At 66.4% G+C, this 25,514-nt stretch carries 17 protein-coding genes; 8 read left to right on the top strand and 9 right to left on the bottom strand.

Annotation, left to right across the window (positions count from 1 at the left end):
* Positions 1-11: 11 nt before the first annotated feature.
* From recD to CR103_RS07945, 5 genes are all read right to left on the bottom strand, one after another.
* Positions 12-1,952 (bottom strand): exodeoxyribonuclease V subunit alpha, encoded by a 1,941-nt coding sequence (gene recD, locus CR103_RS07965; RefSeq protein WP_099915454.1) that lies wholly within the window; start codon positions 1,950-1,952, stop codon positions 12-14.
* Complete coding sequence (gene recB / locus CR103_RS07960) at positions 1,945-5,610, bottom strand: exodeoxyribonuclease V subunit beta (RefSeq protein WP_099915453.1); 3,666 nt, start codon at positions 5,608-5,610, stop codon at positions 1,945-1,947. Before recB ends, recD begins: the two co-directional genes overlap by 8 nt.
* A complete protein-coding gene (gene recC, locus CR103_RS07955) occupies positions 5,607-9,077 on the bottom strand; it encodes an exodeoxyribonuclease V subunit gamma (RefSeq protein WP_099915452.1) in 3,471 nt (1,156 codons plus the stop codon). Before recC ends, recB begins: the two co-directional genes overlap by 4 nt.
* A gap of 47 nt (positions 9,078-9,124) precedes the next feature.
* Positions 9,125-12,145, bottom strand: a complete 3,021-nt coding sequence (locus CR103_RS07950) for a CHASE domain-containing hybrid sensor histidine kinase/response regulator family protein (protein ID WP_229442877.1) — start codon at positions 12,143-12,145, stop codon at positions 9,125-9,127.
* Positions 12,146-12,281: 136 nt separating this feature from the next.
* On the bottom strand, positions 12,282-12,869 hold the full coding sequence (locus tag CR103_RS07945; protein ID WP_180279322.1) for an acyl-homoserine-lactone synthase: 588 nt from the start codon (positions 12,867-12,869) through the stop codon (positions 12,282-12,284).
* Positions 12,870-13,011: 142 nt separating this feature from the next.
* Between CR103_RS07945 and CR103_RS22580 the strand changes: the two genes are divergently transcribed.
* Positions 13,012-13,299: a helix-turn-helix domain-containing protein gene (locus tag CR103_RS22580; protein ID WP_180279321.1), complete on the top strand. Its 288-nt coding sequence runs from the start codon at positions 13,012-13,014 to the stop codon at positions 13,297-13,299.
* Here the strand turns inward: CR103_RS22580 and CR103_RS07935 are convergent.
* Entirely contained in the window at positions 13,274-14,011 is a 738-nt protein-coding gene (locus CR103_RS07935; RefSeq protein ID WP_099915451.1) for a LuxR family transcriptional regulator, read from the bottom strand. The two genes, CR103_RS22580 and CR103_RS07935, sit on opposite strands and share 26 nt — an antisense overlap.
* A 465-nt stretch (positions 14,012-14,476) precedes the next feature.
* Between CR103_RS07935 and CR103_RS07930 the strand changes: the two genes are divergently transcribed.
* The gene (locus CR103_RS07930) at positions 14,477-14,779 is read left to right on the top strand and encodes a hypothetical protein (protein ID WP_099915450.1); all 303 of its coding nucleotides are present in this window, start codon (positions 14,477-14,479) and stop codon (positions 14,777-14,779) included.
* Positions 14,780-14,920: 141 nt separating this feature from the next.
* On the opposite strand, the gene CR103_RS07925 is transcribed toward CR103_RS07930, so the two are convergent.
* Positions 14,921-15,544, bottom strand: a complete 624-nt coding sequence (locus CR103_RS07925; RefSeq protein WP_099915449.1) for a glutathione S-transferase family protein — start codon at positions 15,542-15,544, stop codon at positions 14,921-14,923.
* 40 nt (positions 15,545-15,584) lie between these two features.
* A complete protein-coding gene (locus CR103_RS07920) occupies positions 15,585-16,280 on the bottom strand; it encodes a glutathione S-transferase family protein (RefSeq protein ID WP_099915448.1) in 696 nt (231 codons plus the stop codon).
* A 172-nt stretch (positions 16,281-16,452) separates the two neighbouring features.
* Between CR103_RS07920 and CR103_RS07915 the strand changes: the two genes are divergently transcribed.
* Both CR103_RS07915 and CR103_RS07910 read left to right on the top strand, forming a co-directional pair.
* Positions 16,453-19,110 carry a M1 family metallopeptidase gene (locus CR103_RS07915; protein ID WP_099915447.1) on the top strand — a complete coding sequence of 886 codons (2,658 nt, stop codon included), beginning with the start codon at positions 16,453-16,455 and terminating at the stop codon, positions 19,108-19,110.
* Between the two features lie 7 nt (positions 19,111-19,117).
* The gene (locus tag CR103_RS07910) at positions 19,118-19,831 is read left to right on the top strand and encodes a YceI family protein (protein WP_099915446.1); all 714 of its coding nucleotides are present in this window, start codon (positions 19,118-19,120) and stop codon (positions 19,829-19,831) included.
* Here the strand turns inward: CR103_RS07910 and glpD are convergent.
* On the bottom strand, positions 19,828-21,387 hold the full coding sequence (gene glpD / locus CR103_RS07905; RefSeq protein ID WP_099915445.1) for a glycerol-3-phosphate dehydrogenase: 1,560 nt from the start codon (positions 21,385-21,387) through the stop codon (positions 19,828-19,830). The genes CR103_RS07910 and glpD overlap by 4 nt on opposite strands.
* 182 nt (positions 21,388-21,569) lie before the next feature.
* On the opposite strand from glpD, the gene CR103_RS07900 reads away from it, so the two are divergent.
* The 4 genes from CR103_RS07900 to CR103_RS22570 all read left to right on the top strand — a co-directional run bounded on the left by CR103_RS07900 (position 21,570) and on the right by CR103_RS22570 (position 25,458).
* Positions 21,570-24,350, top strand: coding sequence for a hybrid sensor histidine kinase/response regulator (locus CR103_RS07900; RefSeq protein ID WP_099915502.1), 2,781 nt, complete (start codon positions 21,570-21,572; stop codon positions 24,348-24,350).
* 21 nt (positions 24,351-24,371) lie between these two features.
* A complete protein-coding gene (locus CR103_RS07895) occupies positions 24,372-25,019 on the top strand; it encodes a phosphohydrolase (RefSeq protein ID WP_229442875.1) in 648 nt (215 codons plus the stop codon).
* 98 nt (positions 25,020-25,117) lie between these two features.
* Positions 25,118-25,294, top strand: coding sequence for a hypothetical protein (locus tag CR103_RS22575; RefSeq protein ID WP_180279320.1), 177 nt, complete (start codon positions 25,118-25,120; stop codon positions 25,292-25,294).
* Positions 25,294-25,458 carry a hypothetical protein gene (locus CR103_RS22570; RefSeq protein WP_180279319.1) on the top strand — a complete coding sequence of 55 codons (165 nt, stop codon included), beginning with the start codon at positions 25,294-25,296 and terminating at the stop codon, positions 25,456-25,458. Before CR103_RS22575 ends, CR103_RS22570 begins: the two co-directional genes overlap by 1 nt.
* Positions 25,459-25,514 lie beyond the last annotated feature (56 nt).

Here is a 25,514-nt window from a genome sequence, read left to right as displayed (position 1 = left end):
ACCGGCGCGCTTCACCCTTCCAGCATCTTCCTCAAGCCGCTGGCGCGCTGGGTCTTGCGCTTGACCGCTTCGGCCAGCACCGCGCTGGCCGGCGACACCAGCGTGAATTGCCTGCTTGCCCGCGTGATCCCGGTGTAGACCAGTTCGCGTGCCAGCATCGCGCCGCCCGCTTTGGGCAGCACCAGCACGGTGTGCGCGAACTCAGAACCTTGCGACTTGTGCACCGTCATGGCGTATGCCGTCTCGACGTGACGCAGGCGCGTCGCCAGCACGCTGCGCACCTCGTCGCCTTCGAGGAAATACACCCGCAGCGAGTCCGGCCGCGCCGGATCCGCCAGCGTCAGCCCGATATCGCCATTGAATACGCGGGTGCCGTAGTCATTACGCGTCACCATCACCGGCCGCCCCACATACCAGTCGCCGCGCCGGCGAATCAGGCGCGCCGACTCGAGGCGCTGTTCGATCGCCGGGTTCAAGCCGCCGACGCCCCACTCGCCTTCGCGCACCGCGCACAGCAGGCGAAACGACTCGAAACTATGCAGCACCCTGCGCACCCAATCATCGTGGCCGGCGCCCTCTTGCTTGCCTTCAATCCCGTCAATCATTTCCAGGTACGGCCGGTAGCCGGCACTGGCCAGTTGCAGCACGTGCTGCTGCTGCGCGTTTTCGATCCAGTGCACCGCATCGCCGCCATCGCGCAGCACTTGCTCGGCGCGGGTGACATCGCCCGCGTTGACCGCCAGCGCCAGTTGCCCGATCGGGCCGCTGAAGCGCCGGCTGTGACGCAGCATCACGGTCTGCTGTGCCAGCGCGCCGGCGCTACCCTGCAACTGCGGCGGGATTGCTTCGCCGCTGGCGGCCAGTGCGTAGGCCCGGGTGGCCGCGTCATAGCCGCCGGCCTGGGCGTCGTGGCACAAGTCGCCCAGCACCGCGCCCGCCTCCACCGACGCCAGCTGGTCCTTGTCGCCCAACAGCACCAGCATCGCACCGGCCGGCAGCGCGTCGAGCAGCGCCGCCATCATCTCCAGGTGCACCATCGACGCCTCGTCGACGATCAGCACGTCGACGTCGAGCGGATTGGCGCGGTTGTGGGCAAAGGCGCGCGTGTCGGGCCGCGCCCCCAGCAGGCTGTGAAGGGTGCGCGCGGCGCCCATGCGGCTTGTCAGCTCGCGCAGCGGCAGCTGGTCGCCGACCTTGTCGGCCAGTTCGGCGAGTGCCTTGTCGATCGACTGCTTCAGGCGCGCAGCGGCCTTGCCGGTGGGCGCCGCCAGGGCAATGCGCTGGCCGCCGGCATCCGGCGCCACCGCGAACAGCAGCGCCAAGAGGCGCGCCACGGTATAGGTCTTGCCGGTGCCGGGGCCGCCGGTGATGATCGACACCGAACCGCGCAAGGCAATCGCGCAGGCCAGCTTCTGCCAGTTAGGCCCATCGGCGTCATGGGCGTCATGGCTGCCAAAGAGGATGTCGAGCCAGGCGCGCACCTGGCCGGCATCGACGGCCAGGTGCGCCGGCGCGCGCGCGCGGGCGGCGATGCTGGCGGCCACCAGCGTCTCGTCGCGCCAGTAGCGGCGCAGGTACAGCCGCTCGCCGTCGAGCACCAGCGGCTGCTCGAAACTGAGTTCGCCTGCCTGCCACACCTGGCTCGCGCCAGAGAGCAGCGCGCGCCACGCCTTGACGGTCTTGGGCTGGCCGGCGCAGGCGCCGGCCAGCGCGCGCCACTGTTCAACGCTCCAGCCCATCAACGCGACCGGGTCGTCGACCAGTTCGTCCAGCATCAGGCAGCTGTGGCCGCGCCCTTCGAGCTCGGACAAGAGCACGCAGGCCAGGGTCAAGCCCGGCGAGGCGGCGCCGACCGACCCGATAAAACGGGCAAAAGCGCCCGACAGCCGGCGCAGCTGGCCGGCCTCGGTCAAGGCCTCCACTTCGGCCCACAGCGGGTCCATCTCATTCATTCGGGGAGTTTCCGGTTATGTCGGCGCCCAGCAGCTGCTCGAGGCCGTCGAGCAGGGCCAGGTCCGGTTCGAGCAGGTAACAGCCGCGCGTCGACGGGTTGGCGATCCCGCGCAGGAACAGGAACAGCGCGCCGCCCAGCTGGCGCGCCGGATCGTAATCGATGCCCAGCCGGCTGCGCAGCAGGCGGTGCAAGGCCAGCATGTAGATCGCGCCCTGGACGTCATAGCGGTGGCCAGCCATTCCGGCCGCCATCGCGGCGCGGCCGTAGGCGGCGTCGTTGGCGCCGAGCGCGTTCGATTTGTAGTCCAGCACCCAGTAGCGTCCCTCGTGTTCGAACACCAGGTCGGCGAAGCCTTTCAGCATGCCGTGTAGCTGGCGCTCCGGCAGCGCCGGGCGCGCGACCCCTTCAAGCAGGCTGCGCGTGCACAGGGCGTCGAGCGCGGCGCTGTCGAGATGGCGGCTGGGGAACCAGAATTCCATTTCGGGCAGCACTTCGCCCAGCTGCGCCAAGGCCGCGCCAAGCTGCGGCAGCGGCGTGATGGCGATCTCGCGCAGCCAGGCGATGGCGTCGTCCTTGCGATGGCCCCAGCCGGCGCGTTCGCAGCGTGCTTTCATGCGCGCCTCGAAGCCGATGTCGTGAACGCTGGCAAAACCATCCTGCGCCAGGCACTCGAGCTGCTCGTGCAGAAAATTTCCGGGCACCGGGCCGCGCGGGAAACGGTGCCACGGCGTGTCCTGGGTAGGCCCGCTCGCCTGCTTCGGCGCTTCTTCGAGCATCGTCTCTTCCTGGGCGTGCATCGGCGCCGCGCTTGTCTGGCGCGTCAGCGAAGTGAACGATCCGACCGACCAGTCGCGCTCGACGCGGCCGCCGAACACCGCGGCCTCGACCAGAGGCTTGTGCGCCTGCTCACGCGCAAGCATTGTCACGCCCCCGGGCGCGTGCAACGCCTTCAGTTCGATCGCCCCGGACCCGCCGCGCAGGGTTTCCCAGCGCGCGTTCATATCGAGGGCTGCAATCGCCGCGCCGCCACCCAGCAGGTAGCCGAGGGCAGATTCGTGCAGTTTGTTTTCGCCGGCCTTCCTGGCCGCCACCGCCGCCACCCCTAGCCACAAAAAATGGCGCGCGCGCGTCAGCGCCACGTACAGCAGGCGCAGGTCTTCCTCGATGCGGGCACGGTCGACCGCAGCCAGTGCCTCGTCCGACAGCGCCAGGTCGAGCCGGCGCTTGTCGTCGCCGTCGACGAACTCGAAAAAGCTGCGGTTGCGGCGGTCGGTCTTGCGCGCGGTGGCGGCGAACGGCAGGTAGACCAGCGGGTATTCGAGGCCTTTCGACTTGTGCACCGTGACCACCTTGACCAGGTCGGCATCGCTTTCGAGGCGCAGCACGCGTTCTTCGCCGCCCTCGCCGCCCTCGCCCAAACCTGCCACCTGCTCGGCGAACCAGCGGATCAGCGCCTGCTCGCCATCGAGGCCGCGGCTGGCCGACTGCAGCAGTTCGGCCAGGTGCAGCAGGTTGGTCAGGCGGCGCTCGCCCCCTGCCTGGCGCAGCAATGTCGACGGCAGGTTCAATTCGTGCACGAAGCGGCGCAGCATCGCCAGCACGCCCTGGCGCTGCCAGACTGCGTGCAGCGCCTTGAGCTGCTCGACGCGCGCTTCCCACGCCAGTTCGTCGGACGCGATGCGCGCCAGCGCCGCCAGCGGGAGGCCGGCGGTCTGGGTCGCAAACGCGGCCCGCGCCAGGGCGCCGTCGAGCGGATTGGCGACCGCCTGCAGCCAGCGCAGCACGTCGGCCGCCTCGACGCTGTCGACCACGGAATCCTTGTCCGACAGGTAGACGCTCAGCACCTTGCGCTGCGCCAGCGCGCGCCGGATCGCTTGCGCCTCGCGGCGGTCGCGCACCAGGATGGCGATATCGGCCGGCACCAGGCGGGTGAGCGCGCCGTCCTGCTCGAAGCCGGCCTCAGGGTCGTTCAGCAACGCGACGATATGCTCGGCGCAATGGTGGGCGAAAAACTCGCGGTGTTCGTTTGCCCCCATGTCGTCGCGCTCGGAACTGCATACCGCCAGCGCCTGGAACGGTCCGTCGACGCCGACCAGGCGCTCGCCGCGGCCGTGCGCAAGGACGGCGTCGAATGGCAGCGGATTGACGTCGCCCTTCTTGAACTTGAACGCTCCGGCGGCGAAACCATGCTCGGCGTGCAGGAACAACTGGTTGACCGCCGCCACCACCGCCGTAGTGGAGCGGTAGTTGGTGCCGAGCTGGTAATGGCGGCCCGCGGTTGAGGCGCGCGCAGCCAAATAACTGTTGATGTCGGCGCCGCGAAAGCCGTAGATCGACTGCTTCGGGTCGCCGATCAGGAACAGGCCCTGGGCGCGGTCGTTCTCGCCGACCCGGTACAGCAGGTTGAAAATGGCGTACTGATCGGGCGAGGTATCCTGAAATTCGTCGACCATCGCCACCGGGTATTGCGCCGTGATGCGGGCGCGCAGCTGCGCGCCGTTCTCGCCCTCGAGGGCCGCTTTCAGGCGTTCGAGCATGTCGGCGAAACCGAACTGGCGGCTGCGTTTTTTCAGTTCGTCGATGCGCCGCGCGATGCTGGACGCCGCGTGGCTGTACAAGGCATGCGACAGCGGCGTGATCGCTTTTAACGCGTCCCACAAGTCGGTGGTGTGCTCGAAGCTGGCCGGCGCCGCCGCCGTAAAGCCTTTGCTGCAGGCGTCCAGCATACCGTCAGGCGTGAGGCGGTGCCAGGCGGTGTCGCTCAAGGCCGGCATCACCATTGCCGGGTCGCACGCCCATGCGCGCAGCGCCTCGAACCACTTGACGAGCGAGTCGGCGCGCAGTTTGTTGCCGTTGAAGCATTTCGGCGCCTGCTCGCGCTGGCCGGCGATCCATTGCTCCATCTGGTTGGCGCGTTCGAACCAGCCGTCTTTCAGCCCCGCCAGTTCGGCCTTCTGGGTCCGCTCTACGCTGGCGATCAGCGAGGCCAGCTCGACGTCCGGCACCGCGCCGAGCAGGTGGATGCGGCGCACCAGCTCGCGCACCGACTGCTTGAGCGCGCCGACATGCGGCCAGCATGCCATCAGGGCCGCCAGCGCGCTGCTAGTTAACGGGTAGACGTTCTGCCGCCAGTAGTCGTGGGCAGCGTCTTCGAACAGCGCGCGTTCGTCGCTGACCAGTTCTTCGTCGAACAGGCTGCCGCTATCGAACGCGTGCTCGCGCAGCATGCGCTGGCACCAGGCGTCGATGGTGAAAATCGCCGCTTCGTCCATCGTCTCGGCGGCCAGCATCAGGCGGTATGCGGCTTGCTGGCGTTCGGCGTGGCCTGGATACGACGCCGCCAGCGCGGTGAGGTAAGGGTCGATGCATTCGCTCATGTCGCGAAAACACGCGGCCGCTTCGACCAGCCGCTCGCGCACCCGGTTCGACAGTTCGCGCGTCGCCGCGCGGGTAAACGTCATCACCAGGATTTCGCACGGCAGCAGCGCGCGGCCGAAGCCGGTGCCAGCGCCTTCGTCGCCGTCGCCGTCGCCGTGGCCGAGCACCAGCCGCAGGTACAGCGCGGCGATGGTCCAGGTCTTGCCGGTACCGGCGCTCGCCTCGATCAGGCGCGAGCCGTGCAGTGGAAAAATCAAAGGTTGCAGCAGTTCGCTCATGACAGGTCCGCCGGTTCCGCTGATTGCTCACCCATCTTTGTCACGGCGATATGCTCGCCGAGCCAGTTAGCCAGCGGGCCATACAGTGCGACGGCGGTGGCGGCCCATTCGCCGCTGGCGGCGAGCGCGGCGAAGTCGGGCCACAGCCGCGCCAGGCACAGGTCGTCGACCTCGCCGGAAAGTTCGAAACCGCCGTCGTAGGTGGCGCGCGCGTCGTCGCCGCGCAGCTGGGCCAGCGCCGTCTTGCAGGCAACCGGCAACGGCTGGTCCAGGTTTTTTCGCCACAGCGTTATCAGGGCGGCCAGTTCGGTGCGCGCCTGCTGCGCCTCGAGCGGCGCCATCGTCACGATGGCGTCGCGCGCGACCAGGTAGCCGGTCACTTTGTGACCGCAAGCGGCGGCGGCCAGCTGGCGCACCCACGGACCGATCAGCTTGTCGCCGCGCGGCCCGCCTTTCTTGTCCAGCACCTTCGACGAGATCTGCGTCAGCCACGCCGTCTCAGGGTTGTCGGCGCCTTGGGCGCCTGCCGCATCCATCGTGCGCAGCCTGTCGATCCAGTCGTCGAGTTCGATGCCGTCGAAACGCAGGCCGATCGGCAGCTTCGGCGCCTGGCCCGGGAAGCGCGCGCCCAGCGTCAACCACGCGGTACGCACCGGCAGCAGGGCGTCGACCAGCTGTTCCTGCCACTTGCGCCCGATCAGGCCGATCGGCAGCACGCCTTCCCGCGCCAGCCTGGCGGCGCGCGCCGTCAGGCTGGCGCGCACTTCGCCCTGTGCGCCGGCGCCGTTGACATCGAACTGGCCGTCGTCGAACTGGCTGTCCTCGAGCAGGCTGTCCTCGAGCAGATAGCGCTCGAGCGCATTGAACGAAAATGGCTCCTCGTCCTGGCCCAGCGCAGCGACGTCGGCAAACCAGACACCAAGCCGGCGGCGGAAGAAATAGCGCGCTGGTTGCCGCAGAAAATTTGCCAGCTCGCCCAGTTTCAGGCGGTAATCGGGTTCCAGCTCGAACGGCGGCAGCACGCTGTCGTCCTCGAAGGGTGCGCCGGTATGCGCGGCGCGCCACTCGCCGGCATAGGTCGGCAGTCCGCCTTGTTCGAAATAGCGCCGGCTGAACGGCTGCAATGCATGTTCGGTGGTCATGCCAGCCAGGTCCAGGTCCCAGCCGGCCGCCAGGTAATCGCGCAGCTGCGATACCAGCACCGAGGCCGGCTGCTCGCTGTTGTCGCGCACGTTGCGCCCGACCCAGCTGACGTACAGCTTCTCGCGCGCCGACAGCACCGCCTCGAGCATCAGGTAGCGGTCGTCGTCGCGGCGCGAGCGGTCGCCCGGGCGCGCCATGCCGGGCAAGGTCAACAGGTCGAAATCGGCCTGCTGCGAGCGGCGCGGGAAGTCGCCGTCGTTCATCCCCAGCAGGCAGACGACACGAAACGGCACCGCTCGCATCGGCATCAGGCTGCAAAACGTCACCCCGCCGGAGACGAACTGGTGGGCCAGCGTCGGCTCGTCGAGCGCGCCGAGCCAGGCTTCGCGCAGCACCGCCAGCGGCACCGGCTCGGCAAATTCGGCGCTGCTGCAGGTTTCCAGCCAGGCTTGCAGGGCGTCGTGCAGCTGGCCGATGCTCAGGCGATCCGCTTCGCTCGATACGTCGAAGAAGGCCGCCAGCAACGCACGCGCTTGAACATTCCATTCGGCCGGCGTGCGGTCGACGTCCAGGCTGGCGCGCCACGCCAGCAAGGTTTCGATCAGCTGGGCGAGCGAACCGGCCAGCGCGGCGTCCAACCCGCCCACTTCGGCGTACGGTTCGATGCCCTGAAAACTGGCGCCGGCCCCGCTGGCGTAACCGAGCAGCATGCGCCGCACGCCGAAAATCCAGGCGTTCTGTTCGCCGGCCGAGCCGAGCCCGAGACCGTTGCGGTGCTGCTGGTCCAGGCCCCAGCGCACCGCCGCGCCCTCGATCCACTGGCCCAGAATTGGCAGGTCGGCGTCAAGCAGGCCAAAGCGCGCCGCCAGCGCCGGCACGTCGAGCAGGTCGCGCACTTCGCTCTGGCGGCAGCGCTGCTGCGGCAGGCACAGCAGCCATTCGAGCGCGACCAGCAGCGGCTTGACGCTGCGGTCTTTGATGTCGCCGATTTCGAACGGGATGAAGCGCGGATCGCTGCGCTTGTGCTGGTCGAACACCGCATGGATGGCCGCTGTAAAGGTGTCGATGTCGGGCACCATCACGACGATGTCGCGCGGGCGCAACGGAGACGCCGATGCGCAAGCAAACCACGATAGCAATTGGTCGTGCAGCACTTCGACTTCGCGCTGCGCGCTGTGGGCGACGTGAAATTCGATCGAGCGGTCGCCTGGCGAGGGCGCCGCTCCAGCGGCATTGCGCGGATGTTCGCACAGCGGCAGCAGATCGCGCACCGCCGCCTGCACCTGGCCGAGCAGGGTGTCGCCCTCGCCTTCGCTGAACAGGTCGACGCGCAGGTTGTCGACGCGGCCCTGCGCCTCGCTGTCGAATTCGTCGAGCATGCGCACGAAGTCGCGCCCTTGCCGGCCCCAGCCCGCCAGCAGCGGATGGCTGTGGGTATGCATGTCCTCGATCGGCACGTTGACGCGGTCGACGCCGCCGCGCGGCGGCTGGCGCCGGCGGCGCGCCTTGAGCAGCTCGTGCCCTTCGATGATGTCGCCCCAGTAAAACTGGCAGGGATTGGGCACTGCCAGCAGCACCTGGCAGTGGCGCGACAACGCCGCTACTGCCTGCAAGGTCTGGTACGGCAGCGCCGAAATGCCGAACAAAACCACGCGGCGCGGCAGCCTGGCCGCTGGCGCCTCGCCTGCTTCGATGGCGCGTACGAACGCGTTGTGGATGGTGGCGCGGCCGCTCAGCTGTTCCGCCTCGGGCAGGCTGTCGTTGACGGCGCGCCACAGCGCCGCCTGCCACAATTGGTCGGCCGGCAGCGGCGTTTGCTCGCCGCGCGCGCCGCGCAGCACGTCGCGCCCGCCGGCCCAATCATCGAGCCAGTCGGCGCGGTACACCTGGTACTGGTCGAACAGGTCGGAGATCCGTTCGGTCAGCTGCAGCCGGCGTTCCGGATCGCCATCGCCAAGGAAATGACGCAGCGGAGAAAACACCTCCTCGGCCAGCAGCACCGGCAGCAAGCGCATCAGGCGCCAGGTCAGCGGCGCCTTGTCGTAGGGCGAACGCTGCGGCACCTGGCCGCGTCCCAGCATGGCGCGGTAGGTCTCCCACAGGAAGCGCGCCGGCAGCGCCACCCGGGTCGCCGCGCAGACGCCGATGTTTTCGGCCAGCGAAATTTTCAGCCATTCGGCCACCCCGTTCGACTGCACCAGCACGATCTCGGACTCGAGAGGCGCGAGCGGATGGTCGCGCAGCCAGCCGAACAGCGCGGCGCGCAATTGCTCGAGCTGGTTGCCGTGCAGGATGAGCAGGCCGGGAGCGACGGGAGATGCCATGGTGTTCCGATAAATAGCCGGGTCGACAGCGCCACAGCATACTATTTTTATGCGCCCGGCGGTAGGGTGACGGCTTCGACAACCATGTCGCCGGGCACAGCGGTCGCCGGCTCGCCCAGTTCGACCGCCATGTGCGTGGCCAGCTGCTCACGCAGGGCCGTCATGCGCGCCAGCAGGTCGAAGAAATGCGCCGCGTTGGTGCTTGCGGCGCAGCCGCCGATGGTGCGGATCTGCGCGAGCTCCTGGCACAGCCGGGCGAAGTCCATTGCGCCGACCGCCCGCGCGGAAACCGTCATCCGCTGCCCATTGTCGGCGGCGCGTGCGAAGTCGTCGCGCGCAAGTGCATCGGCGACGTCGGCCAGGCCGTCGCGCGCCGAGTCGAGGAACCTGAACGCATACTTGCGCATCTTGTCCGGATTGGCGCCGAAGCTTTGCGCCAGCGCCGCCATGTCGAGCATGGCCGCCACTGCGCTAACTACGCCGTCGGTAGCGGACAGGCCCGACGCCTGTTTGCCCAGGGCGCCCGCGATCACCTTCAACAGCAGGTTCGGCGAAATCGGCTTGGTGACGAATTCGTCCATCCCGCAAGCGAGCGCACGGGCCTGGTCGTCGCGTCCCGCATTGGCGGTCAGCGCGATGACGACCGCGTCGCGCAGGCGCGGGTCGGAGCGGATCATGCGCGTGGTTTCAAAACCGTCCATCACCGGCATCTGCAAGTCCATCAGCACGCAATCGAAGCGACGTCGGAGCATCAGGGCGATTGCCTCCCTGCCGTTGTTGGCGACCACCACGGTGGCGCCGGCCTGTTCGAGCAGCTCGCGGCAGACCTGCTGGCTGAAGACATTGTCCTCGGCCAGCAGGATGCAGGCACCGGCGATCTGGTCAAGCACCGGCTGCGGCACCGGTTCCGGTTCCGATTCCGCCCGCATGAAGCTGACGCCCTTGCCGAGCCTTGCCGTGAACCAGAACGTGCTGCCCGCGCCCGGCGTACTGTCGACCCCGACGCCGCCACCCATCAGCTCCGCCAGCTGCTTGCTGATTATCAGTCCCAGCCCGGTGCCGCCGTATTTGCGGGTGGTCGACGGGTCGGCCTGGTGGAACGACGCGAACAAGTCGGCCACTTCGGCCTGGGTCATGCCGATGCCGCTGTCGGCCACTTCGAAGCGCACCAGCGTGCCGCTGTCGGACTGCTGCAGCCCGCGCGCGCGGATGCGCACCACGCCATTGTCGGAAAATTTGATGGCGTTGGCGGTGAAGTTGAGCAGCACCTGTTCGAGCCGCAGCGGATCACCGCGCAACTGGGGAGAAAGGTTCGCATCGATGTCGAATTCAAGGGCCAGGCCGCGCGCGCTGGCGGTGTCGCCGAGCTGGTGGGCGACATTTTGCATCAGCCTGTCGAGCGAGAAGTCGAGCAGTTCCAGGTCGAGCTTGCCGGCCTCGATCTTCGAAAAGTCCAAAATGTCGTCGATGATCCCCCGCAGGTGCTGGCTGGAGTGATGGATTTTTTCGAGGTAGTCGCGCTGTTTGGGGCTGGTCGCCGACTTGAGCGCCAGGTGCGACATGCCGATGATGCTGTTCATCGGCGTGCGGATCTCATGGCTCATGTTCGACAGGAAGTTACTTTTGGCGAGGTTGGCGGCATCGGCCTGTGCCTTCAGCTTGTGCAGCTCGGTGACGTCGGTCGACAGGCCGATCACGGCGCTGACCTGGCCGTCGCGCAGCACTGGCACCTTCACCGTCCAGAACTGGCGCACCTCGCCGTCGTGCTGGACGAACTCGAACTGGGTGGCCTGGTGGGCGCCATGTTCGAACACCTGGCGGTCCTGCTCCCAATAGGCGTCGGCGGTGGTGGGCGGCAGCACGTCGCGATCGAGTTTGCCGATGACGTCGCGCGGCTCGCGCCCCATCGCTTCGGCAGTGCGCGCATTGATATAGGTAAAGCGGCGTTCGCGGTCCTTCATGTACACGTGGGCGTCGACGCTGTCGAGCACCGTGTCGAGCAGCACCCTCTGCTCGACTGCGGTGTGGCGCGACCAGTACAGGGTAACGAACAACGCGTACAACAGCATGCTGCCGATTAGCCCGATCGCCAGCGCGACAAGGGGAAATACCCGGTCGAAGCGGTTGTACAGGTCAACGCCGCGTAGGGAGAAGCGTGCTTTCCACAGGCTGCCGTTAAAGTCGATTGGCAATACCGCCTGGAATACCGTCCTCGGCGCGGCGTCCAGCTCGGGGAGCGGGCGGTCGGCGCTGTTGCCGCTCCCCCCCGCATACAGCGCCAGCTCGAGGCCGGGCACGGCAAGCTGCTTGATCACGCCTTGCACCAGCGCCGGCACGCCGACGCCGACGCCGACCGAGCCGAGATAGGCGGCGCGGCGTGCGCCAACGCCGGCCTGAGCGGCGCCGTTGCGGTAGACCGGCAGCCACATGCGCAGACCGAGTTGGGGGTGGAGTTGGGGCTTGGCCACCATCACCGGCACGCCGGAAGCATTGAACTGGCCGTTGTCGCGCGCGCCGGCGACGGCCGGATCGGCGCCGATGTCGAGGCCAAACTTGTCGGCAAACGGCGCCATCGGCTCGATGAAAACGAACACCTCATGGTGAGCGCGGCGGCCCGGCGGCGTGATGGCAAAACCGGGGTAACCGGCCGGATCGAGGCTGCGGTCGGCGCGGACCGCGTTGACGAAAACATCGCGCGCCGAGTTATCGAACGCGGCGGCAAACCAGACCGCTTCGAGCGCCGGATAATTGCGCGCAATGTCGAGCGCCTCGACGTAGCGATGGAACTGCTTGCGCGTGACCGGCCCGTCAGCCGCGCCGAACAGCGCCGACGTGCCGCGCACCAGGTTGCCAAAGCCGTCCAGGCGCGTCACCAGGGCCGACTGGGCGCTGCGGGCAATGCGCTCGAAACGCTGGAGCGCGTCGTCTTCGACCATGCGCAGCGCCAGCGTGTAGAGGACGGCCGCCACCTGCACCGAAAACGCCAGGCCCACTCCCCAGAACAGCAGGCGCCCGGGGCCGCTGGCCCTCACTGTGTTGCGCATGCTGCGCCCAATTGCTTGCGTCATCGTTTGTCCCTGGCAGAATGGAGCGCCGGACGTCGAACCTGCTGCACGCCAACCTGCGTCAAGCATACTATTAATGACGGCGGTAAACACATACTATTGGTGACATTTTTACAATTTTGCATTGCGTCGGCGCCTGCTACGATGCCAGCCGTTGCTGGTAGATCGCCCGGTAGGTCGCCTCGACTTCGACGTACAGGGCAACCGCCTTCTCGATGCCGATCTGCTGCGGCTCGCCGAGCCGGGTAGTGACGACGCCGGCGCGCCGCAGCAGCCGTTCGAAGCCGGTGGTGGTGACGGTCACGAAGCGATCGATGCCGTTGCGGCGGCCGTAATGGATCATCTCGCCGAACGACTCCATCGTCACTTCCGAAAAGCCGAAGCGCGAGGCGGGGTCGGTCTGGATGGCGAACCGGCTCAGCTCCCAGATGCGCGGATGACTGGGCGCTGCAATGCCGTGCAGCAGTGAGGAAAACGTATCCTTGAGCATGTACGGGCCTTCCGTCGGCAGCAGGCGCCAGCAGCCGCGCAGTGCGCAGGAACCAGGCTCGCGGATCATCATGTAGTACGGATCGAGTGCGTCGTAGCCATCGATTTCCATTCCGCTCAGTACCGGCACCTCCCACCCGAGGCGGTCCTTGAATACCTTGGCGCGTAATTGGTGCATCTCCCGAAGATCGAACGACTTGAAATCCTTGCGTGCCGCAATCTGGATATGCATCGCCATTTCGGTGCCTCGCTTTCTGTTAGGTTATGCAACGTGCATGTAGATTCATTTAAATATTGAAAATGCATAACTAGCAGAAGTGATAGCTGGAAAGCAAGCATGGAGGTGGAATACTGCTTCTTTGTCTCGCGAGGAAAGCGAAATGGACCAGGACCTCAAGCTCGACATGGTTATGGTGGCGGAGAACGACGCGGCATCGCATGCGGCGAATGACGCGTGCGATGCGCCGGCGCGGGTTGCAAAGCAGGTCGGCTTGCGCCAATTTCGCGTCAGCAAGCGCGAAAGCCAGGCGACGTTCTGGGCCCGCTTCGGTGTGACGCAGTCGAGCGGCAGCCGGTTCGAGACCGGCCTGGGCGTGCCGCCGCCGGTAGCGCTGCTGGTCAAACTGTACGTCGACGGCAAACTTACCGATGGGGATCTTCTGGCGTAAGGATGCCGAGGGCGATCGCCTTGACCAGGGCCTGCTGGCGGGTATTCACGCCAAACTTCTGGCGGATGTTGGCGACATGAAAATTAATGGTGGCCTCGGAACAATCGGTAATGCGGGAGATTTCCCACGATGATTTGCCGGCCATCACCCATTTGAGCACTTCGAGTTCGCGCTTGGTCAGGTGCGGCGCCGGTTCAGCCACGCCGCGCGCGCGGATGAATTTGAGCGACGACTCGAAGGCATAATCGCGCACCAGCGACAGGTCGGCCAGACAGTGCATCAGGGCGTCGTTGGATTTTTCGCCGGGCAGCATGTCGCTGGCAAAGCTGAGCAGCCCCAGTTCGCCCTTACTGCCGTGAATCGGGAAGGTGATGCCGGAACGGATGCCGTGACGGCTGGCATTCTCGTACAGTTCGTCCTGGTTTTGCACGGTAAAAATTTCGCGCTTCCAAATGATCGGCAACACACTGTTCATGCAATGGCTGACCGTCGGATCGACGTGACACAGCTTTTTGGCATCGTACAGTTGCCGCCAAGCTGGGGAATAATTGCTGTGAAGGAAAGGGGTTTCCAGGCTGACGTGTTTCGACGCCACTGCGCCGTACAGCACCGAATCAAAACCCAGCGAGCGTGCAACGCCGAACAAGCCGGCGCTCCATGCCTCTTCGGAACCGGCATCGAACAATTTTGTCAGTTGACCAAGCTCAAGCATTTCCCTCTCCCTGCTGATGCTTACATCGTACGATAAGAGATGGCGTAACCAAGCTCTATCGTAGTTGACTTTTTACTAAAGTTCAACTTCTGGTGATGACAAAAAAAAATGTTTTTGAATGCACCGTCGCGACGGGCGAGGACGCCCGCGCAAGGCGGGCTTGACGGCACTTTCACGCCTGTTAAGTTGTGTAAATACAACACGCCTGCGCCGCTTGGCCCTTTGCCGGCAAGATTACCCGGCAGTCATCCGTGCGCCCAGGAAATTATATTCCGTTTATCCTTCGCCAACTTTCACGCTCGTTAAGTTGTTGTATTGCAATACATCTGAATGTCATGACTTTTGCACCGGCAATTTTCTTGCTTTTTATTGCCGTATAAAAATCTTTTCACGCGACGCTGCCCGAACCTGCAGGCATCGTGCCCCGCCATACCACCTACCCTTCCACTTTCGAAAAAAAAGACAATGTCGGTGAATAACATGAGCGACTTCACCGCCCGCATGCCGTCCGACTGGACGGGGGTGTCGGGCAAGATCGCCGATACCCTCAACGACATCATCGAAACGACGGAGAAAACGGTGAAGGCGGTCACCGAAGTGTCGCGCGTGGTGGGCCGCGAAGGCCGGTTGAGGCAGCGCGCCGCAGCGCCGAGCGGGCGCTTCACCGAAACCCACCTGTCCTTCCACGACCAGCCGCTCGATGTGGCGCAGCTGCTGTCGCTGATGGCAGCAGCTGCGCTGGCGGCGAGTTACCAGCGGATCGGGTAGCCTGACGCGTCATCTTCGCGCATGCGGGGATCCAAGTTTTACGCAACCAGTCAGCACTTGCGTTCCGAGCGGAGCAGGCATGCGCGGTCGCCGCGTTCGCAATGAGTCGGTCCTGCCAATGGCAGGGACGACGTGCACATGCTACGGCCTGCCCGCCGCCGGCCGTGCCGCGATCCTGTCGCGCCACTCCTGCAGGTGCGTCATCCCTTCCGCCCCTGGGTGAAATTTCATCAACCCGCGGGCGAATTCCAGCGCGCAGAATGCAGTGATGTCGGCCACTGTGAAGCGGTTCCCCGCCACGTACGGGTGATTGGCCAGTTCGGCGTCGAGCCAGCGCGCCACGTCGCGCATTTTTTCGCCCTGCGAAGCGCCGAAGTCGGGGAACTGCGGTTGCTCCAGGTTCGCCAGTCCCGGATGGCTATGACGCACGCTGTTGGCGATGCCGGCGAACAGGTGGAACTCGACGCGCCGGTCGGCCATCTCAATGAAGGCGCGTTCCTCGAAGTCCTCGCCCATCAGGTTCGGCTGCGGGTACATCCCTTCGAGCCAGGTACAGATCGCGCGCGTTTCGCACAGCACGCGGCCATCGTCGAGTTCGAGCGCGGGCACGCGGGCGAGCGGGTTGATGGCGAGGAACGACGCACTGCGGTGCTCGCCGGCCGCCAGGTCGACCATCACGTTTTCGATGCCGGCAATGCCCTTCTCGGCAATGAACATGGTGACGCGGCGCGGGTTTGGCGCGAAAGTACTAGTGTACAGTTTCAAGCGGCCTCCAAGTGGACTTCGGGTAAATTCCAGGGAAATTTCATACGCTGCGCGATTGGCCCGTTTCGAGCATGCTGCGCGCGGCGATTGAAAATTTTTCGGCGTCCTCCGCGCTCAAGTCGCGCAGGGACGGCGGCGCCAGCAGGCCCTGCCGCACTTGCGGGCGTAGGCGGATCGCTTCGAGCCAGCGCTGCAGGTGCGGCAGGTCGTCGAGCACGACGCCCGACCAGGCGTAGGTGCGCACCCATGCCCAGTTGGCGATGTCGGCGATCGAGTAGTCGCCGGCCAGGTATTCGTTGTCGCGCAGCCGGGCGTCGAGCACGCGGAACAGGCGCCGGCTCTCGCCCTGGTAGCGGTCGATCGCCGGCTGGATCTTTTCCGGAAAATAGCGGAAGAATACGTTCGCCTGTCCCATCATCGGGCCGATCCCGCCCATCTGGAACATCAGCCATTGCATCACCAGCGAGCGGCCCTTGACATCGGCCGGCATCAGGCGTCCGGTCTTTTCGGCCAGGTAGACCAGGATGGCGCCGGACTCGAACACGGCGAAATCGTCTTCAGCGCGGTCGACGATGGCCGGAATGCGCCCGTTCGGATTGATTGCCAAAAACCACGGCTCTTTCTGCGTATTATTCTGCAGCTCGAGCGTGTGCAGCGTGTAGGGCAGCGCCAACTCCTCGAGCGCGATGGATACCTTGTGGCCATTCGGCGTGGCCGCTGAGTAGAGGTCGATCATGATTTTCCTTTTCGGGTCTGGAAACGGTCGAGGACGGCGGGAACAGCTAGATGATAGCCGATTCGGGCCGCGCGTTGACAGTCCCGCGCTTTCCCTTTAGATTGCCGCATACATGCCGACGCGCGCCGCACGGCCCGGCTGGCCTGCCGCACGTCATTACACGAGGAACTTCATGCACCGCACCCTGATTTCGGCCGCAGTTCTCGCCTTGGCTGGTCTCACCGCAGCGCCCGCTTTTTCAGCCCCGGCAGCCCCGGCAGCGCGCGCCGTCCAGGCCACCACCCAGCTGCCGCGCGAGGTGCGTCCGATTCATTACGATGTCGCGCTCACGCCCGACGCGGCGCGCTCGACGTTTGCCGGCAAGGTCGCCATCACGCTCGACGTGCTGGCGCCAACGGCGTCAATCACGCTCAACGCGGCCGACCTTGCGTTTATTAGCGCGACGCTGGCTTCCGGCGCGGGCGGCGCGCCCTTGCAGGCATCGACCAGCATCGACGCCGCCGCGCAAACGGCCACCTTTACTTTTGCCAGGCCGCTCGCCAAGGGCCGCTACACGCTGGCGCTCGACTACACCGGCGTCATCGGCCAGCAGGCATTGGGCCTGTTCTCGCTCGACTACGACAGCGCGGCCGGCAACCAGCGTGCGCTGTACACGCAGTTCGAAAACTCCGACGCGCGCCGCATGATCCCGTCGTGGGACGAACCGGCCTACAAGGCCAGTTTTACCCTGCAGGCGACGGTGCCGGCCGGTCAGATGGCGGTCAGTAACATGCCGGTCACTTCGACCAGCACGCTGCCAGATGGCCGCAGCCTTGTCAAATTCGGCGCCACGCCGAAGATGTCGACCTACCTGCTGTTTTTCGGCCTGGGCGATTTCGAGCGTGTCACCGCGATGGCCGACGGCACCGAGTTGGGCGTCATTACCACCAGGGGCAACGCCGCCAAGGCCGCCTTCGCGCTCGATGCGTCGAAAGCGCTTCTCGGCGAATACAACCGTTATTTTGGCGTGCGCTACCCGCTGCCAAAACTGGACAACATCGCCGCGCCCGGGCGCAGCCAGTTCTTCGGTGCGATGGAGAACTGGGGCGCGATCTTCACGTTCGAGTACGCGATTCTGCTTGATCCGGCCATCTCGACGCAGTACGACAAGCAGGAAATATTTGCCACCGCCGCCCACGAAATGGCGCACCAGTGGTTCGGCAACCTGGTCACCATGCAGTGGTGGGACGACCTGTGGCTCAACGAAGGCTTCGCCTCGTGGATGGAGGGCCGCATGACGGCGCGCCTGCATCCAGAGTGGCATACCGCGCTCGGTGCGGTCGGCGCGCGCGAACGGGCCATGGCGCGCGACGCCTTTGCCACCACCCACCCGGTGGTGCAGCACGTCGCAACGGTCGAACAAGCCAGCCAGGCGTTCGATGACATCACCTACAACAAGGGTGCGTCGGTAATCGGCATGCTCGAAGATTACGTCGGCGCGCAAGCCTGGCAGAACGGCGTGCGCGCGTACATGCGCGAACACGCCTACAAAAACACCGTCTCGGACGACCTGTGGCGCGCGATCGAAAAAGCGGCGCGCAAACCAGTCATGGCAATTGCCCATGATTTCACGCTCAAGCCGGGCGTGCCGCTGATCCGCGTCGATGGACCCGCCTGCAAGAGTGGCAGCAGTAGCACGCTTGTGGTGCTGACCCAGCAGGAGTTCAGCCGCGACGTGCCGAACAAAAAACCGCTGCGCTGGCGTGTGCCGGTGACGTTGCAGGTGGCCGGTTCGAATCAGCAGGTGCGTGCCTTGGTCAGCGCCGGCAAGGCGACCGTGAGCGTGCCCGGCTGCGGCCCGGTGATTGTCAACGCCGGCCAGAACGGCTACTACCGCACGCTGTACGCGCCGCAGCAGTTCGACGCGCTCAGCGCCAGCTTCGCCAGCCTGGCGCCGATCGACCAGCTTGGCCTGTTGTCGGACAGCTGGGCGCTCGGCATGGCCGGAATGCAGCCGGCGGCCGGCTTCATGGGGCTGGCCAACGCCGCCACGCTGGCGGCGGACCCCCAGGTATGGGGCAAGATCGTCCGCATTTTCGGCACGCTGCACGGCCACTATGCGGGCGATTCCTCGCGCCAGCAGCGGTTCGACAGATTCGCCGTTGCTCGCCTGGCGCCGGTCTTCAACCAGGTTGGCTGGAATGCGCGCGCCGGCGAAAACGCCACCGTGGCCAACCTGAGGGCCGAGCTGATCGGGACCCTGAGCGACTTGAACGACAACGCCACGATTGCCGAAGCGCGCCGCCGCTACGCCGGAGCGGCTGACGACGAACAGCTCAATCCCCCAGCTCTGCGCAAGACCATCATGGCGGTGATAGCGCAGCATGCCGACGCGCAAACGTGGGATGGCATGCACCGCGCAGCGAAGGCCGAGAAATCGCCGATGATCAAGGACCAGCTGTATCACCTGCTCGCCTCGGCCGGCAATGACGCGCTGGCGCGCCGCGCTTTGGCCCTGGCGATGACGGACGAACCGGGCGTGACCAACAGCGCGGCAATGCTGGCCCAGGTGGCGCAGGAACATCCCGACATGGCGTTCGATTTCGCGCTGGCCCACATCGACAAGGTAAACCAACGGGTCGATGCCACTTCGCGCAGCCGCTACTTGCCGCGGCTGGCGTCGGGCTCCGCCGATCCGGCTACCATCGGCAAGCTGAACGCCTATGCCGGCGCCAACTTTGCGGCCGGCTCGCGGCGCGACGCCGACACCGCGATCGCCGGCATTCGCGACCGCATCAAGACGCGGGCCGAGCGCCTTTCCGAGATCGATGCCTGGCTCAGCGCCCGCTAGAACGGCCATGGACGCCGAGCGCTGGCAACGGGCTTTAACTTTACCGGCAGCGCTCCTGGCTGCCGCGCTGCTGGCCGGCTGCACCGTGGCGCCGCCGCCGGACCCGGTCAGCCTCGACGCCGGCAATGCGGCGCAGTGGTACCGCCAGGCCGCGGCATCCGGCACCAACGTGCTGGTCATCGATCCGGCGCAGTCGCTGGTGGCGGTGACGGTGCGGCGCGGCGGCGCCCTGGCACGCTTCGGCCACGATCACGTGGTGGCCAGCCGCGGCGTCACCGGGTTTGCCGCGCCATCCGCCGGCCGTGCCGATTTTCATTTCCGGCTCGACCAGATGACGGTCGACGAAGCGGATCTGCGGCGCGCGGCCGGCCTCGACACCGAACCGTCGGCGGACGCCATTGCCGGCACTCGCGCCAACATGCTGACAAAGGTGCTGGAGACGGAACGCTTCCCGCTGGTGATCCTGTCGGCACGCCAGCCGGCCGGTCAAGTTTTGGGCCAAGTTTCGGGCCAACCGCTGCAGCTGTCGATCACCTTGCATGGCGTCACCCGCACGGTGGCCGCGCCCACCCGCATCGACACCACGCCGCAGGGACTGGTTGCGACCGGCACCCTGCAATTGCGCCAGAGCGATTTCGGCATCACGCCGATGTCGGTGATGGGAGGTGCGATGACGGTGCAAGATACGATGGAGCTGCGCTACCGGATCGTGGCGCGCTAAGAACCGCTGCTTTCAGCGAACTTGCGCGCCGGCTTGCGGGCGGCGATCCAGGCGTCGACAAGCGCCGCGCTGCCGGCCGGCAGGTGCAGCCCCAGCTTGGAGCGGCGCCACAGGATATCGACGGCGCTGGCCGCCCATTCGTACGTCATCAGGTAGTCGGCCTCCGCCGCATACAGCCCCGGCACGATTTCCGGCCCCAGGTCGGACAATCTGCGGCAGCCTTCCAGCATGACGACCATGCGGGTACCGTAGGCGCGGGCGTAACGCCGCACCAGCGTCGGTGAAAGCCAGCTGTAACGCTGCTGCATGGACGCCGTCCACAAGTCGAATTCGAGCACGCCCCGGCTCGACGGCGCTTGCCCGAACAGGTCGCCGCCGGGCAGGCAGGCGTGCGCGGTCCAGCCGTCGCTGGTGTTGCCGAGCAAGGGGGCAATCCAGTCGACGGCCTCTTCGGACAGCTTGCGGAAGGTGGTGATCTTGCCGCCAAAAACAGTCAGCATCGGCGCGCCGTCCGTGTTGCGGCCAAGGCGGAAATCGCGCGACGCCGATTGCGCGCTTGCCGGGGCTTCATCGACCAGCGGACGCACGCCGGCGTACGACCAGACTACGTCCAGCCGGCTGATCGGGCGGCGGAAATAGCGGTTCGCCAGCGCGCACAAGTACGCTATTTCCGGTTTGCTGATGGCGACGTCGTCGAGGTTGCCGGTAAATTCCAGGTCGGTGGTGCCGATCAGCGTGAAGTCGCGTTCGTACGGCATGGCGAACACGATGCGCCCGTCCGGGTGCTGGAAGATGTAGGCATACGGATGGTCGAACAGCCGCCTGACGACGATGTGACTGCCTTTAACCAGGCGCAGCGCATCGGCCGGCGCCAGCCCAAGCGCGGCTTGCTGAAAACCGTCCGCCCAGGGGCCGGTCGCGTTGACCAGGCAGCGCGCGCTGACGTGGGTGCTGCGCCCGCCGGCGCCCGTCAGCATGGCACTCCAGTGCAAGCGGTGGCGCTGCAGCTGGCCGCATCGCGTGTGCGTCATCACTCGCGCGCCGCGTTCGCTGGCGTCGAGCGCGGCGAGCACCACCAGCCTGGCGTCGTCGACCCAACCGTCCGAGTATTCGAAGCCGCGCATGAAGGCGCCGGCCAACGCCTGACCCGCCGGGTGGCGCCGCAGGTTGATTGCGCGCGAGGCCGGCAGGAATTCGCGCCGCGCCAGCCGGTCGTAGAGGAACAGCCCGGCCCGGATCAGCAGCGCCGGGCGCTGGCCGGCGTCGTGCGGCATCACAAAGCGCAGCGGCCACATGATGTGCGGCGCGCTGCACAGCAGCAGTTCCCGCTCGGCCAGTGCCTTGCGCACCAGGCCGAATTCGCGGTGCTCGAGATAACGCAGGCCGCCGTGAATCAGCTTGCTCGATGCCGACGAGGTGCGGGCAGCCAGGTCGTCTTTTTCGCACAGCACCACGCGCAGGCCGCGTCCGGCAGCATCGCGCGCGATGCCGGCGCCGTTGATGCCGCCGCCCACTACCAGCACATCGCAATCAATCCGTTCAACCGTGTCGTCCATTTGCCGCTCCTGTTTGCGTAGCCGCGCCCCGCCATTGTGTTCTAAATTGCAAGGATTGGCATGTTGTGGATTAAAATGCCAGCACCGCGCCGGCGCCGGCGCTGGCATCGCCACGCGGTGTGGCCGGTTCACTTTTTTCTTATTCGGGTTTCATGCGCTTTCTTTTGCTGCTGGCGTTGGTCATGCAAGTATTGTTTTGGCCCGCCCATGCGCGCTCCGCCACCAGCGCCAGCGTGCTGGTCCAGGCGCGCGCAATCGACCTGCGGCCTTCCGCGCGGCTGTTCAAGGACGACGGCGGACCTTTTCCCTCCAGCGCAAACGGCATCGCCGCGTGGACGGCAACGCTGACCCCGGCCGCGCGCATCGATCCGACCGGCGGCGCTTACTGGCTGGTGACGGGCGTGCGCAACGACACGCCAGTAGAACAGTGGGTCTTCGATCCGCACAACACCCTGATCGACCGCGTCGAGGCCCACCTGTTCGGTCTGGAGGGCGGCGTGCAACAGGTGCATACGGGCTTTCAGGCCAGCCGCGAATATTTTCTTCACTACGGCAAGAACGTGCGGCTCGAGCCGCAGCGCCAATACCAGCTGGTGATGCGTTTTTCGAGTCCCTACTATATCCGCGCACCGGTCGTCGCGCTTATCCCGCAAACCGAATATGGCACCCTGGTCATCCGCGAAAACCTGATGATCGTCGCCTCGCTCGCCGCGCTGGCGGCGCTGGCGATCGTCAACAGCTTCATCTTTTCCTTCACGCGCGACCGTGCCACCCTGTACTACACGCTGTACCTGGTGACCTCTTTCCTCGCCTGGGCGATGGCGTTCAACGTGTTCGCCGACCTGTTCGACTGGCGCCATGTCGAACTGCACTTCGTGCCGTTCTTCCTGCTGCCGGTTTTCTCGACGCTGTTCTATCTGAACTTCCTGCCGCTCAGGCAGCTCGCACCGTGGCTCGCCAGCATCAGCCGGGTCAACCTGGTGCTGCCGTTGCTGCTGCTGCCGAGCTGTTTCCTGGCCCTCGGCTGGGCCCCCAGGCTGCTCACCTTTGTCGTCATGCTGTGGCTGGTGCTGGCCCTCGTCTGCGGCATCGTGGCGTGGAAGCGCGGCTTCCAGCCGGCGCGCTATTTCGTCTTCGGCTTCATCGCCGTGACGGTGCCGGCGCTGCTGGTGTTGCCGGCCAACCTCGGCCTGATCGGAGCGTTGAAGAGCAACGCGCAGGTGCTGACGATGGTCGGCGGCACCATCGACGCGCTGCTGCTGGCGTTCGCACTGGCCGACCAGATCCGCCTCCTGCGCGACAAGATGGAGCAAAACGTCGACCGCCGCACGCAGGAACTGCGGCGCGCCAACTTGGCGCTGACGATCGCCAAGGAGCATGCGGAAGTGGTCAGCCGCCACCGCATCGACTTCCTGTCGGCGATGAGCCACGACATCCGCACCCCGCTGGCGGGCGTGATCGGCATGCTCAAGCTGAGCCTGCGCGACACCGCGGTGCGCGGGCGTACCGAGCAATACCTGCGCATCGGCCTGCGCAATGGCGAGTCGCTGCTGGACATCCTCAACGACATCCTCGACTTTTCGAAGATCGACGCCGGCAAGCTGACGCTCGAAACCACCAGCTTTTCGCTGGCCGGCCTGGTCCAAGATGCGGCCTGCATCATGCAGGGCCAGGCCGATGCCAAGGGGCTGCTGCTGCGGGTCGAACCGGCGCCAGGCCTGCCGCAATTCGTCGAAGGCGACCCGACCCGGATCCGCCAGATCCTGGTCAACCTGCTGGGCAATGCAATCAAGTTTACCGAGCACGGCGAAGTGGTGCTGGCGGCAAGCGCCGGCAGCACCGAGGGCGGCGCCACGCCGATCAGCTTCGTCGTCAGCGACACCGGTCCCGGCATCCCCTCCGAGGTCCAGGCGCGCCTGTTCCAGAAGTTCGAACAGGCCGACCACTCGACCACGCGGCGCTACGGCGGTACCGGGCTGGGGCTGGCGATCTGCAAGGAGCTGGTCGGTTTGATGAAAGGCGCCATTTCGGTCGACAGCACGATGGGCGCCGGCTCGCGGTTCGCCGTCACGCTGCCGCTGGCCGCCGGCAGTGCGCCGCGGGACCTGCGCGAGACCAGGGTTCGCGCGCGCCACAGCCACCAGCTGCGCATCCTGTGTGCCGAGGACGTGCAGACCAACCAGATCATCATCGGCGCTCTGCTGGAGGCGATGGGGCACCAGGTGCACATGGTCGAAAATGGCCGCGAAGTGCTCGATGCGCTGACCGGCGCCGACTTCGACATGGTGCTGATGGATGGCCGCATGCCGCTGATGGACGGCGAGCAAGCCACCCGCGCGATCCGCGCCGCGGGCCCGGGTGGCGGGCAGGTGCGCAATCCGCGCATCGCGATCATCGCGCTGACCGCCAACGCCAGCGCGCCCGACTGCGCACGCTACCTCGCCGCCGGCATGGACGGTTTCCTGTCGAAGCCGGTCGACGAGGCCAAGCTGTATGACGTGATCCAGGCCACCATCGACGCCCTGTTGATCGACGGGCACGTGCTGCGCTGCGCCGGCGCAGCGTCTTCGCCCGCCCCGGCGCTTGACAACTCGGCGCTGGCGCACCAGTTCGGCGTGGCGCAGGGAGCCGGCGAAGCAGCGCGCAGCGCACCGCTGTTTGGCTTCTCCGCTGCGCACCGTGAGCGCATTGGCCAGGCCTTCATGCTGGAAGCACCACGCCGGCTGGCGCAGGCGCGCAGCGCGATCGAGGCGGGCGACGCGGCCGCCGCGGCCGACGCGCTGCATGCCCTCAAAGGCAGCGCCGCGTATCTCGACTGCGCGCGCGTGCACCAACTGGCCGGCGCGCTGGAAGCGCTGGCCGATGCCGGACTGCTGAGCCAGGCGCACAGCGGTTTCGGCCAGCTCGACGTGGCGCTCGGCGACGTCCTCGCCAAAACGGCAACCCGCGCCGCGATCCTGTAGACGATCTTGTAAAATGAGGCGATGAACACGACTGCCGACAGCTTTGCGAACAACGACGGCGCCACCCGCGCCTGGGTGCGCATGCCATCAGGCAAGCGGCTCGACCTGCTCGATCCGCGCCCCGACGACTGGGAAGACGAAGACCTTGCGCTCGGCCTGGCCCGTACCTACCGTTGGGGCGGGCATTCGGCCTGGCCGCTGCCGCTGTCGGTGGCCCAGCACTCCATTACAGTGATGCTGCTGCGGCGCGCGGCATCCAGCGCGCCGCTGGCGCCGTCCTTTGAACTGCGCGAACTGCTGCACGACGCCGAAGAAGGTTTGCTCGGCTTCGACTGCATCTCGGTACTCAAGCCATTCCTGGGCGAGGGCTTTCGCGACCTTAGCGCGCGCCTCGACAAGGCGGTCTTCCTGCGCTACGGCCTGCCGCCCTGGACGCCTGATGAGCACGCGATGCACAAGCGCGCCGACCGCCAGGCCGCCGCCAGCGAAGCAGTGCACGTGGTGGGCTGGTCGGCCGACGAGGTGCTGCACACACTAAAAATCAGCGTGCCGCCGCTAGCCGACGACCCGCTGACGGCGCTGTATGGCGGCCAGGCCTGGGAGCCGTGGTCGCCGACGCTGGCGTGCGACCGTTTCCTGGCCGAGTTGCACCGCCTGAAACCGCGCTGAGGCCAGTCCTTGCTCGTTTTCAAGCTTTCTCCGCACCAGGGCGTGACGATTGGCGCTGTCCGACCAATCCCGGCCGGAAACTTCACCGGAGCCCCACCTTGCCAGGCGCATCCCTCACCGTCGCCCCTTCCCCCCCCGCGCCGCGCCTGCCCACTGGCCGGCCCCGGGTTGGCGCCGTGCTGGCGGTCGCCGTCGTCGCCGCCTGCTGGCTTGGTGCGATACTGTACTGGCGCGCCGCCGACAGCATGCCGTCGACGATGGCGATGGCACAATAATGGCGCCATGGCTGGCGCAGCGCGGTATGGCGGAGCTCGATTTTAGCGACGAGGGGTGGCGCGCGTTGTCGATGGCCGCCGCGGTGGCCGGATTGGTCAGCGAGGCGTTGCTGCAGTCCGATGTCGGCGCTGGCGCTGGCCGCTCACCAGGCGCTGACATGTAGCACCCCGGCCCTGTACGTGAGCAATTCCGACAGCCACTACTGCTGCGCGCTGCTGG

Source organism: Massilia psychrophila, assembly GCF_002760665.1.
GTDB lineage: Bacteria > Pseudomonadota > Gammaproteobacteria > Burkholderiales > Burkholderiaceae_D > JAFCUW01.
This window is presented reverse-complemented; position numbering and strand designations above follow the sequence as displayed.

Bases quoted from the DNA above. Each gene is read 5' to 3' on its own strand.
- recD (WP_099915454.1), bottom strand. From the start codon at position 1,952: ATGAATGAGATGGACCCGCTGTGGGCCGAAGTGGAGGCCTTGACCGAG.
- recB (WP_099915453.1), bottom strand. From the start codon at position 5,610: ATGAGCGAACTGCTGCAACCTTTGATTTTTCCACTGCACGGCTCGCGC.
- recC (WP_099915452.1), bottom strand. From the start codon at position 9,077: ATGGCATCTCCCGTCGCTCCCGGCCTGCTCATCCTGCACGGCAACCAG.
- CR103_RS07950 (WP_229442877.1), bottom strand. From the start codon at position 12,145: ATGACGCAAGCAATTGGGCGCAGCATGCGCAACACAGTGAGGGCCAGC.
- CR103_RS07945 (WP_180279322.1), bottom strand. From the start codon at position 12,869: ATGGCGATGCATATCCAGATTGCGGCACGCAAGGATTTCAAGTCGTTC.
- CR103_RS22580 (WP_180279321.1), top strand. From the start codon at position 13,012: ATGGACCAGGACCTCAAGCTCGACATGGTTATGGTGGCGGAGAACGAC.
- CR103_RS07935 (WP_099915451.1), bottom strand. From the start codon at position 14,011: ATGCTTGAGCTTGGTCAACTGACAAAATTGTTCGATGCCGGTTCCGAA.
- CR103_RS07930 (WP_099915450.1), top strand. From the start codon at position 14,477: ATGTCGGTGAATAACATGAGCGACTTCACCGCCCGCATGCCGTCCGAC.
- CR103_RS07920 (WP_099915448.1), bottom strand. From the start codon at position 16,280: ATGATCGACCTCTACTCAGCGGCCACGCCGAATGGCCACAAGGTATCC.
- CR103_RS07915 (WP_099915447.1), top strand. From the start codon at position 16,453: ATGCACCGCACCCTGATTTCGGCCGCAGTTCTCGCCTTGGCTGGTCTC.
- CR103_RS07910 (WP_099915446.1), top strand. From the start codon at position 19,118: ATGGACGCCGAGCGCTGGCAACGGGCTTTAACTTTACCGGCAGCGCTC.
- glpD (WP_099915445.1), bottom strand. From the start codon at position 21,387: ATGGACGACACGGTTGAACGGATTGATTGCGATGTGCTGGTAGTGGGC.
- CR103_RS07900 (WP_099915502.1), top strand. From the start codon at position 21,570: ATGCAAGTATTGTTTTGGCCCGCCCATGCGCGCTCCGCCACCAGCGCC.
- CR103_RS07895 (WP_229442875.1), top strand. From the start codon at position 24,372: ATGAACACGACTGCCGACAGCTTTGCGAACAACGACGGCGCCACCCGC.
- CR103_RS22570 (WP_180279319.1), top strand. From the start codon at position 25,294: ATGGCGCCATGGCTGGCGCAGCGCGGTATGGCGGAGCTCGATTTTAGC.